Raw genomic sequence first — 17098 nt, 5'->3', positions numbered from 1 at the left:
CCGGTGCCGGGGGGCCGCGCCGGGTCAGGTCGGCCGGTGCCTGGGCGCTGTCGGCGGCCAGGCCGTCGGCTGGAGCGTCAGGTGGAGGCCGCCGCGCCATACGGGGCCGGTCCTCGGTGTTACGCGGACCGTGACCGGGACGTCTCCGGTCCGGCGGGTCGGGAACTCGCCCTGCATGGCGGACCGGGACAGGTAGGCGAGGCCCTGCCGCAGGAGGGCGCGCGGCCCCGGGTCCAGGCGGGCCGCCCACGGCGGGTCGGTCTCGCCGCGCAGCCAGGCGTAGCAGGCCATCGCGTAGCCGAATTCGGGCTCCGTCAGGTATCCGAGACGTGAATAGCCGTCGTTGCGGGCGGCGTTCAGGGTGCGCTCGTCCAGATCCCCCAGGGGCTGGATGGAGAAGCCCCGGGTCGCCTCGCCGAATCTCAGCGCCGCGTTCGCGCTGAAGACGCCGAATCCGAAATAGACGGTGAGGAGGTCGGTGAGCCGTTCGTGGTCCTTGCGTTCGGTGGTGATCCGCTCCTCGCCGAGGAGGCGGACATGGCACAGTTCGTGTGCGATCACGGCGATCAGGTAGGCGGCGTCGGACGCCTCCGTCACGTCGAGCCCGATGACCGCCCGGCCGTCCTCGACGTAGTAGTGCCCGACCGCGCGCTTGCCGTCGCGGGCCGTCGCGTCCTCGTCCTCGCGGTCGAAGAGCTCCACGGTGAGTTCGGATCGGTCGATCCCCATCTGCTCGCAGGTCCGCGCGACCACATCGTCGATCTGCTTCGGCGTGCCGGTGTAGCCGGTGGCCCGCAGATCCGGCTGGGGCAGGACGATCGGCCGCATCACCGGGTCCCGGCCGAACTCCTGGACGAACCAGGTGATCGACGCCTCGATCCACGCCTGCTGCGCGACACCGACCGGGCACTCGGTGCTGATCGTCGGAGACCACGGCGGGGGCGTCTCGCGTTTCTCGTCCACAAAGGATTCCTGACAGTCGTCTCGTTGCGGCCGTCAGATTTTTATCACGTACTCCGAGCCCGTAGCGGCTATTGGCCGTCAATGGCCTGAGGGTGATGGGAAATGGTCTTGTATGGAATTCGGATGACCCGCGTCTCGCCCGTGTAAGTGACTGGTGTGCAAATCCCGCACGTGCGCGACTGGGGACGTCTCGCTCCTGGCTTTGCGGGTGCGCGCGTCCGGGGGCGACAATGCCGGGGTGGACGATGACGAGGAGTTCGTCTGGGACGAGTTCTGGGGGAATCTCTGGCCGGTGTGGCGGCGGGTCCTGGCCGGTACCGACGCCGAGGAGCCGCCGCCCGCCGAGCCGATCCTGCGGCGGCGCCGGCTCACGACCGACTACGCGTGGGTGGGGACGTTCGAGCCCGTCCGCTGGCTGACCTCGGTCACCGAGGCCCTGCTCTGGGACGACAACGGCATGGACCTGGGGCCGCTGGCGGGCCGGCCGTGGGAGCTGCTCCAACTCGCCGGACCCGCCGCCAACATCGATCTGGCGCAGCTCAGCGGCACCCCCGTCCGCCGGCTCATCCTGTCCAACGTGGACGTCGACGGTCTGTCGAGCCTCAAGGACATCGTCGGCCTGGAGTCCCTCACCCTCGCCCACGGCGACTTCGGGCCGCTGCCGCCGCTCGACCGGCTCGCGGAAGTCGTCCTGTACGCGGAGGGGGAGGTCGACCTGTCCGCCGCGCGCCCCGGCCTGCGGGTGGTCCGCCGCGACGAGATCTACCTTCCTCCTTTCGGCCCCGACGAGGTCGGCATCTGACGGTCGGAGCCGGGCGGCTACTCGACGACGCGCTTGGTCATCCCTTTTGCACCCGGGTCGATGCCCCAGGTGAAGACGGTGTGCGGGTGGACGCGGATGACGTCGCCGCTGAAGCGGGAGTTCTCCGCGACCGCGGTCTCGGCGCGTCCGCGGATCTCGATGCCCCGCACCCGCCACGGCTGGACGGAGACGAGGTCGTCCACGACGAAGGCGACCTGGTCGTTGTGGCGGAGGTTGCGGTATTTGCGGGACTCGGCGAGGTTCCAGCCGCCGATGTCGATCGTCCCGGTCTCGGCGTTGTAGGCGAACCCGACGGGGTTGTTCTGCGGGTCGCCCTTGGGCCCGACGGTGGCGAGGCGGCCGAGGCGCTGGGTGGAGAGGTAGTCGCGTTCGAGGTCGGTGAGGCTCATGCCACCAGGGTGCAACCTCAACCGCGGCTGAGGTCAAGGGAGGTGATGACGCCGCGGAGCCGGGGCGACATCTCCTCGGGGAGCGCGTCGAGGGGCCACCAGCGGGCCTCCAGGATCTCGCCCGCGTCCAGGTCGAGCCGCCCGCCGACGATCCGGGCCGCGTAGTAGGCCTCGACCCGGTGCCGGAACCCGCTCGCGACGTGGAGCGGCGGCGCGGTGACCTCGACCTCCAGGGCCGTCTCCTCCCGGACCTCGCGCGCGACGCCGTCTTCGAGGCGCTCGCCGGCGTCGACGTATCCGCCCGGCAGCCCCCAGGCGCGGTACGGGGGCCACAGCCGGTGGCGGAGCAGCAGGATCCGGCCCCGCTCGTCCTGGACGATCCCTCCCGCGTACACCAGGAACGTCTGGTGCCGGAGCCGCGCGAGCCGCCACTGCGTCCGGCCGCTCAGCCGCCTCCACACCGGCGCGGCCAGGCTCCCGAGACGGGCCCGCGCGCCGAACGGGATCTTCATTCCCGCGATGCTAGCGGCCCGCGGACGGCGGGCGGCCGCCCCGGGGGACGGGGTGTGACTCTGGCCACACCGCGCCGGATCGGGGATCTTCGCCGCCATGCCGGTTCGTCCCAGAAGAAAGCCGTGTACGCAGATCGGGGGACGATGTGACCACGACCGCCATGGACCGTGCCGGGACGGACGCCGACGCGGCGCCCGCGAGCCGCCGCGGCGCGCATGTCCGCCTGCTCCGCAAGATCGGCGTCGCGGTGGCCGGAGCCGCCCTGATCGTCGCGGGCGTCGCCATGCTCGTGCTGCCCGGTCCCGGCATCGTCGCGATCCTCGCCGGGCTCGGCCTCCTCGGGACCGAGTTCCCGACCGCCCGCCGCATCAGCGCCGGCGTGAACGGCCACGCGCGCGCCGCCTGGCACCGGATCCGGGGCGGAGCCTCCCGCCTCGGCCGCAAGGGCTGAGCCCGGGCCGCCCCGAGGCGGATGGGGCGGGACGTCTTTCGGACGTCCCGCCCCATCCGCTTTTTCTGCCGTCGCGAATCGCCGCGAGATAGGTAAATGTCCCCGTGTCGGTCATTCCTCTCAGGGTAGGGCTGTGCCGCCTTCCGCCGCCGCGGCGGACGGGGGGCGGAGGGTGCTGGACGGGCTCCTGGGGCCGCCGGGAAGCGTGCCGGAATGGTAGTCAGATCTTGAGGGCGACCGGCCCGGTTTTCTGGATATTTCGGATGGCAATGGCGAATCATGCCAAACAAAGTTGATCAGAATTGAGCTTGGCGTAAAGGCGCTTCGGGTATAGGACGGAAGACACAATTCGATACGTCGCCCGGAGTGTGCCGATGCGTCTTTCCCGCCCCAGTCTGGTCGCCTTCGGTGCGGCGACCTTCGCCGCCGCCTCACTGCTCGGGTCCGGCACCGCCTCGGCGGCCGGCCCCAACTACGTCGCCCTCGGCGACTCCTACTCGTCCGGCACGGGGGCCGGGAACTACGATCCGAACAGCGGAACGTGCCAGCGCAGCGCGAACGCCTATCCGAACCTGTGGGCGGCGTCGCACGCGACGTCGTCGTACAAGTTCGTCGCCTGCTCCGGCGCGACGACCACGACCGTCGCCAGCGGCCAGCTCGGCGCGCTCAGCTCCTCCACGACGCTCGTGAGCATCACCGCCGGCGGCAACGACGCCGGGTTCGCCGACGTCATGCAGACGTGCGTCCTGCAGTCGAACGCCTCGTGCCAGAGCAGGGTGACGCAGGCCGAGACCTACATGAAGAACACGCTCCCCGGACAGCTCGACTCGCTGTACGGCCAGATCCGTGCGAAGTCCCCGTCGGCGCGGGTGGTGGTGCTCGGGTACCCGCGCCTCTACATCATCGTCGACTGGTGCGCGGGGCTGAGCAACACCAAGCGCACCGCGCTCAACCACGCCGCCGACACCCTCGACACCGTCGTCTCCGCCGCCGCGGGGCGCGCCGGGTTCACGTGGTCGGACGTCCGGGACGAGTTCTCCGGGCACGAGCTGTGCTCCGGCGACGACTGGCTCAACGCGGTCACGATCCCGATCGGCTCGTCCTACCACCCGACCGCGCTGGGCCACCGTTCCGGCTACCTGCCGGCGCTGACGGGCTCGGCCAGTCTGGCCCTCCAGAAGCAGACCTGACCGGCGAGGACCGCGATCGCGCCGGCCATCAGCGTCGCGCTCACCCACACGGGCGAGCGGTAGCCGAGGCCGGCGCCGATCGCGGCGCCGCCGAGCCACGGGCCGAGCGTCCCGCCGACGTTGAACGCCGCGGTGGCAAACCCGCCGGCCAGCGTCGGCGCCGCGGAGCCCTGCTCCAGGACGCGTGAGATCAGCGCCGGGCCCGTGCCGAACGCCAGCATCCCCTGCACGAACACCAGCACGACGACCGCCGCCGGGCTTCCGGCCGTCAGCGCGAGGACGGCCCACCCGGCGGTCAGGGACGTCATGCCCGCGGCGATCAGCGCGGCGGGATGCGCGTCGGCGATCCGTCCGCCGATGGTGACGCCCGCGAAGGACCCGGCGCCGAAGAGGGCCAGCAGCGCCGGCACCCAGGCGGAGCCGAAACCGGCGACGTTCGTGGCGAGCGGCGCGAGGTAGGTGAACGTGCAGAACGTCGCGCCCTGGAACAGCGCGTTGACGGAGAGGGTGAGCAGCAGGCGGCCGTTGGCCAGGGCGCGCAGTTCGCTGCGGGCGGCGCCCGCGGACGGGCGCTCTTCCGGGATCGCCCTGGCGATCGCGGCGACGGCGGGCAGCGAGACCAGCGCGACCGCCCAGAAGGCGGCCCGCCAGCCCCACGCCCCGCCGAGCACCGCGCCCGCCGGGACCCCGGCGACGCAGGCGACGGTGACGCCGCCGACCACGACGGACGTGGCGCGGGCGCGGGCGGCGGGCGGCACGAGCGCGGTCGCGGTGGCGAGCGCGACGGCCCAGAACCCGGCGTTGGCCAGGGCGGCGGCGACGCGGGTCGCCAGCAGCACCGCGTAGCTGGTGGTGAGGGCGCCGACGACGTGGACGGCGACGAAGGCGACCAGGAACGCCAGCAGCGCGCGGCGGCGCGGCCACCGGCGGGCCAGCAGGGTCATGGACGGGGCGCCGATCACCATGCCGACGGCGAAGGCGGAGGTGAGCAGGCCGGCGGCGGGGATGGACACGCCCAGGTCCGCGGCGATGCCCGGGACGAGCCCGGACAGCATGAATTCGGAGGTGCCCTGGGCGAACACGGCGAGCCCGAGGACGTAGACGGCGAAAGGCAAGGGGAGACTCCCGAGACGGCGAACAGGTCGGCTGTCGATGGGGGGCTGCGCCGAGAAGGCCGTCCGGCGTCGGCACGGACGGCGACGGCAGAAAGAAGATCCCTCGAATGCGAGGGCGAGGAAGGCAGCCCGCCTCAGGCGGCCCGCACGAAGGGGAGCCGCCCGGGAGTCAGCGTCTGTCGGACTCGGGGCTGGACATGGTCATGAGGCTAGCAGGGCCCTGGAGGCCCCCGTACAGAACATTGTTCTGGCATGGCAGAATAATGTTCTATGACGGAGGCCGGACGGGAGCGGATCCTGCGGGCGGCGCTGGAGCTGTTCGGGCGCGACGGGGTCGCCGGGACCACGCTGAGCGGGCTCAGGGCGGCGAGCGGGGTGAGCGTGGGCAGCTTCTACCACCACTTCTCCGGCAAGGAGCAGGTGGCGGAGGCGCTGTTCGTCGAGAGCATCGGGATGTACCAGGACGCCTTCCTCGCCGAACTGAAGGCGCACGACGGTGCGCGGGAGGCGGTGGCCTCGGTCGTGGCGTTCCACGTCCGGTGGTGCAGGGAGCATCCGGGCCGGGCCCGGTTCATGTTCACCGAACGTCCCGCCGGAAGCGCGGGGCTGGCCGAGCGCAACGGCGCGTTCTTCCGCGAGGTGCGCAGCTGGTGGCGCGTGCAGGCGCGGCACGGCGCGCTGCTCGACGTGGACGCGGTGACCGCGTTCGTCCTGTGGCTCGGGCCCGCGCAGGAACTGTGCCGGCTCTGGCTGAACGGCCAGTGCCCCGAACCGGACGGCGGGCAGGTCGAATCGCTGAGCGAGGCCGCATGGCGGTCGGTGGGAGGTCCCCATGGTGATTGACGCGTGGATGCAGCACGGGACCGTGCGGTTCCTGCGGCACGAGATGCTCGACTCGCTCTGGAGGTGGACGGGGCAGGAGCCGCCGGCGGAGGAGGTCCCGGTCGGCGCCACGGTCGCGGCGATGGACGCCGGGGGAGTGGACCTCGGCCTGATCAGCGCCTGGTACGGGCCCGAGGGCGACCTCGTGAGCAACGACGAGGTCGCGTCGTTCGTCCGGCAGGCCCCCGGCCGGCTCGCCGGCATCGCCTCGGTCGACCTGCGCAAGCCGATGGAGGCCGTGCGGGAACTGAGGCGGTGCGTGGGCGAACTGGGCTTCAAGGGCCTGCGCGTGGTGCCGTGGCTGTGGGAGCTGCCGCCCACCGACCGCCGGTTCTACCCTCTGTTCGCCGAATGCGTGGAGCTGGGCGTCCCCTTCTGCACGCAGGTCGGCCACACGGGGCCGCTGCGCCCGAGCGAGACGGGCCGGCCCATCCCGTACGTCGACCAGGTGGCGCTCGACTTCCCCGAGCTCGTCATCGTGGGCGGGCACATCGGCTACCCGTGGACGGAGGAGATGGTCGCGGTGTGCCGGAAGCACCCGAACGTCTACATCGACACGTCCGCGTACACGGTCCGCAGGTACCCGCCTGAGCTCGTCCGGTACATGGCCCAGGACCGGCACCACAAGGTCATGTTCGGCACCAACTACCCGATGCTGACCGCCGAGCGGGCGCTCAAGGGCCTGGACGACCTCGGCCTGGGCGAGGACGCCCGGGAGGCGTTCCTCGCGGGCAACGCCCGCAGGGTCTTCCGCCTGTAGTTGATCTACAATGTAAAGGCGGCGGCCGCGGCGATGCCGCCCGCCGCCTTGCGCGACCGTCCGCGATCTGGACGGTCCTACACGGCGCTTCCACACGGATGGGGGCGTCAACGACAAACAACACGCAGGAGGAAATCGTGGGTCACCGTGAAAGCTACGGCACCATCTCCTACAGGGAGTGCCCTTTCGACGGCAGCTTCGTTCTCACGCCCGCGCGTGGCGAAACCATCACCGTGAAGAAGGTCACTGGCGAGGTGTGCAACGCAGGCCTCGGCACCCTCGTCATCGAGGAGGTCGCCGACAGCGGCCGCCTCCTCAACCCGGGTGGTGGAACCGTCACCATCGGCAAGGTCACCGGCCATGGCTACGTCCGGAACTGGAACGGTGGCGGCGACGGCGTCCTCAAGGCCGGCACCGTCACCATCGGCAAGGTCACCGGCCGCGGCCGTGTCCACAACGAAGGCAACGGCACCGTCACCATCGACGAACTCGCTGGCAATGGCTGTTACGAGAACGCCAGCGGTCGCGCCTTCGTCATCATCGATGAGGTCACCAGCGAAGCCTGCGTCGTCGAGAGGGCGCCCATTGACGGCGGTCTCAGCGACGGCGGCACCGGGCTCGTCAAGAAGGCGAAGGGTCGCAGCCGGATCGTCGTCTGCGGCGGCAGCGTCAAGATCGACGAGTTCCTCGGCAAGGCCGGCGTCCTTCTCCGCTTCGGCGTGGTCGTCCTGCCGGCGAGCGCCGCGGGCCGCGTCTCCGGCTGGTTCGGCAGCGATCTCGAGCCGGGCTTCGTCGGCGGGGCCGTCAGCGCGGTCGTCGAGGCCGCGGGGGACTCCGCCGATGAGGACCGCGCCGGCGCTCGGCGCCACTTCGCCAGGCGACCCGCGCGGTTCAGGTGGGTCGTCGGGTAGCGGCACAGAACCGGAGGCCCGGCACCGCGCCGGGCCTCCGGCCCCGACCGGCGGCCCTTCCTCGCGCGACGAGGGAGGGCTGCACGCGTGCCGAGCACGATGAGGGAGTCACCGCCGGAGTGTCCGGCAGGCCAGGATGCCCAGCGGGACGGGCGCCCAGAACGTGACCGCCCGGAAGAGCAGGACGGCGTGCAGGGCCGGGCCCGCGGCGATCCCGAGGGCGGCGAGCGCGGCGACGAGGGCGGCCTCGGTGGAGCCGACGCCGCCGGGCGTCGGGACGGCCGAGCCCGCCGCGGCCCCCACCAGGTAGGCGGCGATGAGCGCCGGCGCGTCGGCGGGGCCCACCGCCGTCCCGGGGACGGCGAGGACGCCGAGGGCGAACGCGACGCCGAGGACGAGCGTGGTCCCCGCGGACGCGGCGAGGGTGACCGCGAGGTCGCGCGGGCGGCGGCACAGGTCGGCGAGCCCGGCCGCGGCGCTGCGGGCCGCGGCGGAGCGGACCGCCCGGCGGCCCCACAGCACGGCGGCCGGCAGCAACACGCCGACGGCCATGAGCAGCGGGAGGGGCGGCACGAGGCCGGCGGCCCGGGAGGCGTGGTGGCCGAGGGCGTCCAGCATCCGGTCGTTCCCGCCGCCCGGGGCCAGGACGGCGCCGAGGCCGAGGACCGCGCCCGTCAGCAGAAGGTCGGCGGGGACGCCGGCGACCTGGAGGACCGCCACGGCGACGGCGGCGCGGGGTAGCGGCAGGCCGCGGCACACGAGGTAGCGGGTGTTGACGGCCGCGGCGCCGAGGCCCCCGGGCGTGACGCGGTTGGCGGCCGACGCGGTGAGCTGCGTCATCGTCGTCCTGACCAGGGGGAGCGGGCGGCCCGCCGCGCCGCGCAGCGCGACCGCGGAGCAGACGTAGTGCAGCAGGGACAGCAGGACCAGGACCGGAAGGAACCCCCAGCGCATGTGGCCGAGGGCGGCGAGGGCCGGTCGCAGCGGCCCGGCGGTCGTCAGGAGGGCGGCGGTGAGGACGGTCAGGAGGAGTCCGGCGACCGCCCAGCGGGCCCGGTGGATCCGGCGGACGAGGGACGGCGCCGCGGCGTCGGCGCCGAGGCCTGGGAGCTTGGCGACCGCCGCGGGGACGGCGCCGGCTGTGATCGTCTCCACGCCTCAGTGTCCGATGACCCGGCTGAAGCGCATGCGACCTCCGGACCCCTTCGACAAGAACGTTGCGTGACCTGCGGGAGGGAGGCGCCGCTCAGGCGGCCGGGCGGTAGCGGTCCTGACGGGTCTGGGCGCCGATGTAGCGGAGCATGCTGCGCAGGGCCCAGTGGTTGAGTCCGGTGGGCATCATGCGGTAGCCCTGCCGGTTGGCCAGGGCGAGGGCGGCGAACCGGGCCTGGTCGAGCGGGGACCAGGGGATGTCGAAGCGGTCGCGGACGACCTGCGGCAGGCAGCCGAAGGTGATCAGTCGGAGCGGGCGCTCGATGGCGAGGCGCCCGGCGCGGTCGATCCGGGGGCCGCCGACGGGCAGCAGGGTGACGGTGTCGGAGCCGTGCTTGGCGATCTCCAGGGCGCGGGCGGCGGCGGGGGTGAGTTCGAGCGTGCGGGTGCAGATGTGCCAGAACCTGGACTGGAAGGCGGCGTAGTCGGCGGGGACGGGCCGCATGCTGACGCCGTAGCGGGAGTACCAGGTGACGGTCTCGGCGTACATCTGCTCGTGGTCCTCGGCGGTGAGCGTGCCGGGGTGGAAGGTCTCGGCGGCCTTGAAGATCTCCCAGGTGAACGTGGCGTGCGCCCACCAGAACGTCTCGGGTTCGAGGGCGTGGTACCGGCGGGCGCGCTCGTCCACGCCGCCGATGGCGCGGTGCAGGTCGCGGATGGTGCGGGCGCGGGCGGCGCCGTCCGGGGCGAGGATCGTCGCCCAGATCTGCGGGACGGACCGGTGGATCCGGTCGAAGGGGGCGTCGAAGAACGCGGAGTGCTCGGTGACGCCGGCGCCGATGCCGGGGTGCATGAGCTGCATCAGCCCGGCGGCGGCGCCGGGGAGCAGGGAGCGCAGGTCGGCGGCGTGCCGCCAGAGGAGCGTGCCGGGGCCGAGCGGGGCGCGGGCGGCCGTGCGGGCGGGCCTGCGGGCGGCGGCGGCGACGACCGTGGGGGGCGGGGGCGGGGCGGGCATCGCACCTCCTGCCGGCGGTTGCTTACCGTCACCGTAACGACTGTGAGACAAATGTCAATGTTTGTCGCACAATCGCGTGCCCGGCCGGCGGCCGCCGCGGCCCGGGACGGGTTCGCCCCGTCCCTCCTCGTGAGGCCTAGCCGAGCCTCGTGCGGAGGGACGGGGCGAACGGCCCTGGCCCTGTGCCCGTCCCGCGGGGTCAGGCGGTGGCGGGCTTGTACACGGCGACGGCGCAGGCGCTGCCGAGGCCGATGTTGTGCTGGAGGGCGACGCGGGCGCCGTCCACCTGGCGGGCGCCGGCCTTGCCGCGCAGCTGCCAGGTCAGCTCGGCGCACTGGGCGAGGCCGGTGGCGCCGAGGGGGTGGCCCTTGGAGATGAGGCCGCCGGAGGGGTTGACGACCCACTTGCCGCCGTAAGTGGTGGCCTCGTCGTCGACGAGCTTGTGGCCCTCGCCGACCTCGGCCATGCCGAGCGCCTCGTAGGTGATGAGCTCGTTGGCGCTGAAGCAGTCGTGCAGTTCGATGACGTCGACGTCGTCGATGGACACCTGGGCCTCGTCCATCGCCTTGCGGGCGGCGCGCTGGGAGACGCCGAAGCCGACGACCTGGATGGAGGAGTGGTCGGCGAAGCTCTCCCCGGTGTCGCTCGCGATGTGGTGGCCGGCGATCTCGACGGCCTGGTCCCACAGGTCGTGCTCGTCCAGGAACCGCTCGCTGACGACGAGCGCGGCTGCGGCGCCGTCGGAGGTGGGGGAGCACTGGAGCTTGGTCAGCGGGTCGAAGATCATCGTGGCGTTCTTGACGTCGTCGAGGGAGTACTCGGTCTGGAACTGCGCGTAGGGGTTGTTGACCGAGTGCTTGTGGTTCTTCCAGCCGATCCAGGCGTAGTGGTCGGGGGTCGAGCCGTACTTCTCCATGTGCTCGCGTCCGGCGTTGCCGAACATCTGCGGCATGGGCGCCTTGTCCAGCTCCCACTCGCGGCCCGCGGTCATGGAGCGCAGGTGGTGGTCGATGATGGTGACCTTGGACTCGCCCATGCCGGCGCCGAGCGAGCCCTTCTTCATCTTCTCCATGCCGAGCGCGAGGGCGCAGTCGGCGAGGCCGCCGCGCACGGCCTGGCGGGCGAGGTACAGCGCGCTGGACCCGGTCGCGCACGCGTTCATGACGGTCATGACGGGGATGCCGGTCATGCCGGTCTCGTAGAGGGCGCGCTGCCCCATCGATCCGTACATCGAGCCGGCGTAGGCCGCCTCGACGGCGTCGTAGCCGACGCCCGCGTCCTCCAGGGCGTGGCCGACGGCCTCCTTGGCCATGTCGGGGTACTCCCAGTCGCGGGAGCCGGGCTTCTCGAACTTGGTCATGCCCACGCCGACGACGAAGGTGCGGTTGGCCATCGGGCTCGCCTCCTGTAACCGAATCCTGTTCGGTCACACCATAGCCCGCGGCCCAGCCGGCGGGCGGGGGCGCTCCCGATGATCGGGATGGCCGGGCCGGTCAGCCCGCCGTCTCCTCGGCGAGCGCGGCGGCGAACGCGTCCACGTCGTCCTCGGTCGTGTCGAAGGAGCAGACCCAGCGGACCTCGCCGGTCGCCTCGTCCCAGGTGTAGAAGGGGAACCGCTTGCGCAGCCGCTCGGCCGCGTCCTTCGGCATGAGCGCGAACACCGTGTTGGCCTGCACGGCCTGGGTGATCTCGACGCCGGGGACGGCGCGGGCGGCGTCCTCCAGGCGGCGGGCCATGGCGTTGGCGTGCGCGGCGTTGCGCAGCCACAGGTCGCCGTCCAGCAGCGCGATGAGCTGCGCCGACACGTACCGCATCTTGGACGCCAGCTGCATGCTCGACTTGCGCAGGTAGGCCAGCCCCCGCACGGCGCCCGGGTTCAGCACGACGATCGCCTCGCCGAGCAGCAGCCCGTTCTTGGTGCCGCCGAACGACAGCACGTCCACGCCCGCGTCGGTGGTGAGGGCGCGCAGCGGCAGGCCGAGGGACGCGGCGGCGTTGGCGATGCGGGCGCCGTCCATGTGGACCGACAGGCCGCGCTCGTGCGCCGCCGCCGCCACGGCCGCCGTCTCCCGCGCGGTGTAGACGGTGCCGAGCTCGGTGCTCTGGGTGATCGACACGACGGCCGGCTCCCGCCGCTGGATGTTGCCGAAGCCCGTCGCGTACCGGTCCACCAGTTCGGGGGTGAGCTTGCCGTCCGGGGCCGGCGCCGTGACGAGCTTCAGCCCCGCGATCTTCTCGGAGGCGCCGCACTCGTCGGTGTTGATGTGCGCCGACTCCGGGCACACCACCGCGCTCCACCGCTCCGACATCGCCTGTAGCGACACCACGTTCGCGCCCGTCCCGTTGAAGACGGGATACACCTCGGCCTGCTCGCCGAAGTGGCGCCGGACGACCTCGCGGAGCCGGCCGGTGACGGCGTCGTCGCCGTAGGCGGGCTGGTGCCCGGTGTTGACCTCGGCCAGGGCCGCGAGGACCTCCGGGTGGACGCTCGCCTGGTTGTCGCTGGCGAAACCGCGCGCGGCGGACGGACGGATGTCGGACGGCTGAGTCATGCCCCCATTCTCCAGGACGTCCGCCGATGTCCCCTTATGCCGGGCGGTCGGTGAGGTCCTGGAGCGGGGCGGGCGCGGCGTCCGGCGGCGGCTCGGCCGTGCGCAGCGCCATCCGGGCGCGCATCGCGTCGAGGTCGTCGCCGAACCGGGTGACGGTGGACTGCAGGTCGCGCCACAGCCCGGTCCGCTGCTCCAGCGCCGCGACCTTGGCGCGCAGGTCGGCGACGCGCCGCTCGGTGGCCTCCAGCCGGGCGTGGTCGCCGGCGGACTCGCGGCCGGTCCGGATCAGGCTGGTGGCGATGGCGGCCAGGTCGCGCTCGGTGTCGTCCATGCGCTCGTCCAGGCGCGGCAGCAGCCGGTCGTTGAGCTGCTCGACCAGCGAGTCGAGCTCGGTGCGGATCGTGCGCAGCTCGGCGTCCTGGACGCGGACCGACTGCTCTAGGATCGACAGACGCTCGACGAGGGCGGGGAGCAGCAGGACGATCTCCGCCGACCGCTCCAGATCTCGACCGGCCCTGACGAGGGCGCCGGCGCCCTCGCGCAGATGGCGCTCCACCTCGGCGGCGGCGCGGCGGACGAGACCCGGTATCACGGTCATGGCGCTCCCTTCCGGGGCCGGCGGGTGGAATCTCCTTAAACTGTAGGCGAATCGACCGTGAACGTTTTGTGAACTCACCGGTTTATCTCGGCGGTCCGCGCGGCCTCGCGGACGGGCGGCCGCTCGTCCGGAAAGGCGCGCGGGCCGGGCGGAGCGCCGCAGGCGCACAGCCCCTGCCGCACGATGAGCGAGGCGCGTTCGGCGGTGTAGTCCGCCCGGCTGGCGGCCGGTCGGACGCGGTGGCACGTCAGGCAGAGCATGGGTCGGTTCTCCCCCCGTAGCGCCGGGAGCGGAGGCCGTCCCGCACGCATTCCCCCCGGACGCGTGCGGGACGGCGGACCCACGGGATGGTCCTCCGGCTCCCCGGCGCCGCTCACGGTAGGCGCTCCCACGTTGCATGCACGTTGCGATCATCCGGTCACGGACCGTGCCGTGATCCGGTCAGGCGGGATCCGGCGAATCGGTTGCACCGCCCAGGCGATGGACCGATGCTCGAACGGAGCCGGATGTCGCTCCGGGAGAAAGGGCTGATGGTGGTGCGCGAGCCGGGGACCGTCCGGACGCCGATCGCCGAGTCGTGGCGGCGCTCCCAAGACGCCGACGTCGACGCGGGCATGGACGCGGCGCCCCTGGTGTTCGACCGGGACTCCCTGGCCGACGCCCGCGGCGTCCACCCCCTCGAACCGCACCTGCCGATGCTCCAGGCGCTGCTGCGGCGGGTCGCCGACGAGACCGAGCACCTGATGGTGATCACCGACGCCGCCGGGCACGTGCTGTGGACGCAGGGCCCGGCCTTCGCCCGCCGCGCCGCCGAGGCCATCGGCCTGACCGCGGGCTTCCTGTGGTCGGAGGACGCCGTCGGGACCAACGGCATCGGCACCGCGCTCGCCTCCGGCCGGCCCGAGTACGTGTACGCCGCCGAGCACGTCGCGCACGTCCTGCACCGCTGGTCGTGCGCCGGCGCGCCGATCACCGACCCCGACTCGGGGCGCGTGGTCGGCTGCATCGACGTCAGCGCGACGGTGCAGGCGCTGCACCCGGCGACCGTCGCGCTCGTCGCCGCCGCGGCGCGGCTGGCCGAGGCGCGGCTGGAGAACGAGATGCTGGTGCGCGACCAGCGGCTGCGCGAGCGGCTCCTGCCGCATCTGCGGGGGCTGCGCGGCACCGGCGTGCTCGCCACCGTCACCGGCCGCATCCTCGCCGCGCCGGCGGGCGGGCTGGTCGGCCGGCGCGTCGCCGTCCCCGAGCCCGGCGGGACGGTCGAGCTGCCGGACGGCCGCACCGCCGTCGCCGAGCCCCTGGGCGAGGCGTTCCTGCTGCGGATCCCGGGGGCGCGGGGCCGGGTCGACGACGGCGCCCGGTCCGGGCGCGGCCTGGCGGCCAGGCCCGTGGTCGCCGAGGCGCCGCTGCTGACGCTGGCGCTGCTGGGCGACGGGCCGCACGCGCTGCTGGACGGGCGGCGGTTCGACCTGACGCTGCGGCACGCCGAGATCCTCGCGCTGCTGGCGCTGCATCCGCGGGGCCTCAGCGGGGACCGGCTGTCGCTGTGCCTGTACGGCGACGAGGGCAGCGCGGCGACCGTCCGCCCGGAGATCCACCGGCTCCGCCACCAGTTCGGCGACGTGGTGCGCGCCCGCCCCTACCGGCTGGGCTGCGCCGTCGACGCCGACTTCCTCGCCGTCCGGCGGATGCTCGACGAGGGGGACGTCGCCGGTGCCGTGCGGTTGTACGGGGGCGAGTTGCTGCCGCGCTCGGACGCGCCCGCCGTCCGCGCGGAACGCGACGAGCTGACGGTGCGCGTCCGGCGGCAGGTGCTCGACGGCGGCGGCGCCGACGTGCTGTGGGCCTACGCGCAGACCGAGCCGGGGCGCGGCGACCTGGAGGCGCTGGAGCGGCTGCGGGGCGTCCTGCCGCCGGGGGATCCGCGGCTGGCCGCCGTGACCTCGCGCAGCGCCCGGCTGCTCAGCGGCGAGCCGTAGGAGGCGGCACCGCGGCGGCGAGGTGGGCGCAGTCGTTGTAGCAGACGGCCGCGAGGCCGCTCCCGTCGTGGCGCCAGCGGGTGACCGACGCGTTGGCGACGGGCTCCTTCTCGATCCGCATGACCTCCGCCTCGGTCAGCTCCTCCACCAGGTAGCGGGTCATGACGATGATCGCGTCGTGGGCGACGACCAGGGCCCGGCCGCCGGGGGCGCCGGTCTGCAGGTCGCGGTAGAAGCTGCGCAGCCGCAGCGCCAGGTCGGCCCACGACTCGCCGCCGGGCGGGCGGTGGTAGAACTTGCCGAGGTGGCGCAGCCGGTCGGCCTCTTCCGGGAACCGCGCGCGGACGCCGCGGGGGGTGAGCCCCTGCAGGATGCCCTGCTCGCGGTCGCGGATCCGCTCGTCCACCTGGATCCGCGGGGCGGCGAAGGTCGTCTCGGCGAGCGCGATCCGGGCGGTGTCGAGCGCGCGCACGTAGGGGGAGGCGATCACCGTCGTGGGGCGCTCGTCCTCGGGGAGGTCCTCCAGCCAGCGGCCGAGCGCCGCCGCCTGCGCCCGCCCGGTGTCCGACAGCGGGACGTCGGCGTCCCGCTCGGGGATGTCGACCTCCTCGGCGTCGGTGCCGAGGACGGCCTGGTAGGCGAGGTTGCCGGTGCTCTCTCCGTGGCGGGTCAGGGTCAGCCATCGCAGCGCGTTCACGCCCGCCATGCTGCCATGCCCGGCGGCTTCCCGATCCCGCGCCGCCGGAGCCGGGGCCCGCCGGGCGGCGGCGCGGTTGCTCTACAGCCGGTAGTACTCTTTGGTGCCGTGACGAACGTGCTGTCCGCCACGACCATCGTGGTGGCGCTCCTGGCCGCCGGCTACGCGCTGGTGACGGCGCTGCGCGGCCGGGCGATGGGCGCCGCCGACCTCGGCGCGTTCGGCGTCCTGGAGGTGCTGCTGGTCGCGCAGGCCGTGGTCGCCTTCGTCAAGCTCTCCGGCGGCGAGGGGCCGGAGGGCCCCGCCACCTTCGTCGGCTACCTGCTGGGGTCGCTGCTGATCCCCGTCGCCGGCGCCGGGTGGGGGCTGCTGGAGCGCACCCGGTGGGGCCCCACGGTGCTCGTCGTGGCCGGGGTGGCCGTCGCCGTCATGATCGTGCGGATGAACCAGCTGTGGAGCGGCACCGGTGCCTGACCCCGAACACGAGCCCGTCCGCGAGACCGAGCCCGTCCGCGAGGACGCGCCCGTCCCCGAGACCGCGGTCCGGGAGCCGCTGGCCCGCGCGGACGACGGCGCCCGCGCCGGCGCCGAGGCCCGCACGGGCGGCGGTGCCCGGCCCGGCGCCACCGCCGGTGGGCCGGGACGGCTGCTGGTCGCCGTCTACGCGGTCTTCGCGCTCGCGGCCGGTGCGCGGGCGGGGGTGCAGATCGCCACCCGCTTCTCCGACGCGCCGGTCGCCTACCTGCTGTCGGCGGTCGCCGCCGCCGTCTACGTCGTGGCGACGGTGGCCCTGGCCCGGGGCGGCCGGACCTCGTTCCGGATCGCAGTCGCCGCCTGCGCGACGGAGCTGGCGGGCGTGCTCGCCGTGGGCACGCTCAGCATCGCCGACCGCGCCGCGTTCCCCGACGAGACCGTCTGGTCCGTCTACGGGCGCGGTTACGGGTTCGTGCCTCTGATCCTGCCCGTCGTGGGTCTGCTGTGGCTGCGCCGCACCGCCCGCAGAGGTGGCGGAACCCCCGCGGGCGGTGGGCGCCCTGTGAGCGGCGGCGTGTGAGCCCTCCGGCCACAGGTGTCTGTGGGTCATGCCGTCCTCCTGCCAGAGGGGCCG

The 17098-nt window shown here is 73.5% G+C and carries 20 protein-coding genes; 9 read left to right on the top strand and 11 right to left on the bottom strand.

Annotated elements, in window-relative coordinates; all coding sequences use genetic code 11:
• Nucleotides 1–24: 24 nt before the first annotated feature.
• Complete coding sequence (locus ABD944_RS33415; RefSeq protein WP_345183592.1) at nucleotides 25–963, bottom strand: M48 family metalloprotease; 939 nt, start codon at nucleotides 961–963, stop codon at nucleotides 25–27.
• Nucleotides 964–1201: 238 nt separating this feature from the next.
• On the opposite strand from ABD944_RS33415, the gene ABD944_RS33410 reads away from it, so the two are divergent.
• On the top strand, nucleotides 1202–1765 hold the full coding sequence (locus tag ABD944_RS33410; RefSeq protein ID WP_345183590.1) for a hypothetical protein: 564 nt from the start codon (nucleotides 1202–1204) through the stop codon (nucleotides 1763–1765).
• 17 nt (nucleotides 1766–1782) lie between these two features.
• Here the strand turns inward: ABD944_RS33410 and ABD944_RS33405 are convergent, their stop codons facing one another.
• Both ABD944_RS33405 and ABD944_RS33400 read right to left on the bottom strand, forming a co-directional pair.
• Nucleotides 1783–2175 (bottom strand): PPOX class F420-dependent oxidoreductase, encoded by a 393-nt coding sequence (locus ABD944_RS33405; RefSeq protein ID WP_345183588.1) that lies wholly within the window; start codon nucleotides 2173–2175, stop codon nucleotides 1783–1785.
• A 17-nt stretch (nucleotides 2176–2192) separates the two neighbouring features.
• Nucleotides 2193–2687 carry an NUDIX domain-containing protein gene (locus tag ABD944_RS33400; RefSeq protein WP_345183586.1) on the bottom strand — a complete coding sequence of 165 codons (495 nt, stop codon included), beginning with the start codon at nucleotides 2685–2687 and terminating at the stop codon, nucleotides 2193–2195.
• Nucleotides 2688–2833: 146 nt separating this feature from the next.
• Here ABD944_RS33400 and ABD944_RS33395 point away from each other — a divergent pair, with 146 nt between their 5' ends.
• Both ABD944_RS33395 and ABD944_RS33390 read left to right on the top strand, forming a co-directional pair.
• Complete coding sequence (locus tag ABD944_RS33395) at nucleotides 2834–3139, top strand: PGPGW domain-containing protein (RefSeq protein WP_345183584.1); 306 nt, start codon at nucleotides 2834–2836, stop codon at nucleotides 3137–3139.
• Between the two features lie 374 nt (nucleotides 3140–3513).
• A complete protein-coding gene (locus ABD944_RS33390) occupies nucleotides 3514–4329 on the top strand; it encodes an SGNH/GDSL hydrolase family protein (RefSeq protein ID WP_345183582.1) in 816 nt (271 codons plus the stop codon).
• On the opposite strand, the gene ABD944_RS33385 is transcribed toward ABD944_RS33390, so the two are convergent.
• Nucleotides 4275–5444 (bottom strand): Cmx/CmrA family chloramphenicol efflux MFS transporter, encoded by a 1170-nt coding sequence (locus tag ABD944_RS33385; RefSeq protein WP_345183580.1) that lies wholly within the window; start codon nucleotides 5442–5444, stop codon nucleotides 4275–4277. The two genes, ABD944_RS33390 and ABD944_RS33385, sit on opposite strands and share 55 nt — an antisense overlap.
• 270 nt (nucleotides 5445–5714) lie before the next feature.
• On the opposite strand from ABD944_RS33385, the gene ABD944_RS33380 reads away from it, so the two are divergent.
• The 3 genes from ABD944_RS33380 (at nucleotide 5715) to ABD944_RS33370 (ending at nucleotide 7997) form a co-directional block, all read left to right on the top strand.
• A complete protein-coding gene (locus ABD944_RS33380; protein WP_345183578.1) occupies nucleotides 5715–6287 on the top strand; it encodes a TetR/AcrR family transcriptional regulator in 573 nt (190 codons plus the stop codon).
• A complete protein-coding gene (locus tag ABD944_RS33375; RefSeq protein ID WP_345183576.1) occupies nucleotides 6277–7086 on the top strand; it encodes an amidohydrolase family protein in 810 nt (269 codons plus the stop codon). The genes ABD944_RS33380 and ABD944_RS33375 overlap by 11 nt, the downstream gene beginning before the upstream one ends.
• A gap of 137 nt (nucleotides 7087–7223) precedes the next feature.
• Nucleotides 7224–7997, top strand: a complete 774-nt coding sequence (locus ABD944_RS33370; protein WP_345183574.1) for a hypothetical protein — start codon at nucleotides 7224–7226, stop codon at nucleotides 7995–7997.
• Nucleotides 7998–8105: 108 nt separating this feature from the next.
• Here the strand turns inward: ABD944_RS33370 and ABD944_RS33365 are convergent, their stop codons facing one another.
• From ABD944_RS33365 to ABD944_RS33340, 6 genes are all read right to left on the bottom strand, one after another.
• Nucleotides 8106–9152: a lysylphosphatidylglycerol synthase transmembrane domain-containing protein gene (locus ABD944_RS33365; protein ID WP_345183572.1), complete on the bottom strand. Its 1047-nt coding sequence runs from the start codon at nucleotides 9150–9152 to the stop codon at nucleotides 8106–8108.
• 91 nt (nucleotides 9153–9243) lie between these two features.
• The gene (locus tag ABD944_RS33360) at nucleotides 9244–10164 is read right to left on the bottom strand and encodes an oxygenase MpaB family protein (RefSeq protein ID WP_345183570.1); all 921 of its coding nucleotides are present in this window, start codon (nucleotides 10162–10164) and stop codon (nucleotides 9244–9246) included.
• 199 nt (nucleotides 10165–10363) lie between these two features.
• The gene (locus tag ABD944_RS33355; protein ID WP_345183568.1) at nucleotides 10364–11557 is read right to left on the bottom strand and encodes a thiolase C-terminal domain-containing protein; all 1194 of its coding nucleotides are present in this window, start codon (nucleotides 11555–11557) and stop codon (nucleotides 10364–10366) included.
• 100 nt (nucleotides 11558–11657) lie between these two features.
• Nucleotides 11658–12716, bottom strand: a complete 1059-nt coding sequence (locus ABD944_RS33350) for a threonine aldolase family protein (RefSeq protein ID WP_345183566.1) — start codon at nucleotides 12714–12716, stop codon at nucleotides 11658–11660.
• Between the two features lie 34 nt (nucleotides 12717–12750).
• Entirely contained in the window at nucleotides 12751–13314 is a 564-nt protein-coding gene (locus tag ABD944_RS33345) for a hypothetical protein (protein WP_345183564.1), read from the bottom strand.
• A gap of 74 nt (nucleotides 13315–13388) precedes the next feature.
• Nucleotides 13389–13574 carry a hypothetical protein gene (locus ABD944_RS33340; RefSeq protein ID WP_345183562.1) on the bottom strand — a complete coding sequence of 62 codons (186 nt, stop codon included), beginning with the start codon at nucleotides 13572–13574 and terminating at the stop codon, nucleotides 13389–13391.
• Between the two features lie 228 nt (nucleotides 13575–13802).
• Here ABD944_RS33340 and ABD944_RS33335 point away from each other — a divergent pair, with 228 nt between their 5' ends.
• Nucleotides 13803–15293, top strand: coding sequence for a GAF domain-containing protein (locus ABD944_RS33335; RefSeq protein WP_345183560.1), 1491 nt, complete (start codon nucleotides 13803–13805; stop codon nucleotides 15291–15293).
• On the opposite strand, the gene ABD944_RS33330 is transcribed toward ABD944_RS33335, so the two are convergent.
• On the bottom strand, nucleotides 15277–15999 hold the full coding sequence (locus ABD944_RS33330; RefSeq protein WP_345183558.1) for a histidine phosphatase family protein: 723 nt from the start codon (nucleotides 15997–15999) through the stop codon (nucleotides 15277–15279). The genes ABD944_RS33335 and ABD944_RS33330 overlap by 17 nt on opposite strands.
• A gap of 99 nt (nucleotides 16000–16098) precedes the next feature.
• On the opposite strand from ABD944_RS33330, the gene ABD944_RS33325 reads away from it, so the two are divergent.
• Together ABD944_RS33325 and ABD944_RS33320 are read left to right on the top strand one after the other, a co-directional pair.
• On the top strand, nucleotides 16099–16464 hold the full coding sequence (locus ABD944_RS33325) for a hypothetical protein (protein ID WP_345183556.1): 366 nt from the start codon (nucleotides 16099–16101) through the stop codon (nucleotides 16462–16464).
• Nucleotides 16465–16636: 172 nt separating this feature from the next.
• Nucleotides 16637–17044, top strand: coding sequence for a hypothetical protein (locus ABD944_RS33320; RefSeq protein WP_345183670.1), 408 nt, complete (start codon nucleotides 16637–16639; stop codon nucleotides 17042–17044).
• The last annotated feature ends 54 nt before the right edge of the window (nucleotides 17045–17098 follow it).

The organism is Actinomadura verrucosospora (assembly GCF_039540335.1).
Taxonomy (GTDB): domain Bacteria; phylum Actinomycetota; class Actinomycetes; order Streptosporangiales; family Streptosporangiaceae; genus Spirillospora; species Spirillospora verrucosospora.
The sequence above is the reverse complement of the archived record's forward strand: the minus strand, read 5'-3'. Positions and strand labels throughout refer to the sequence as shown.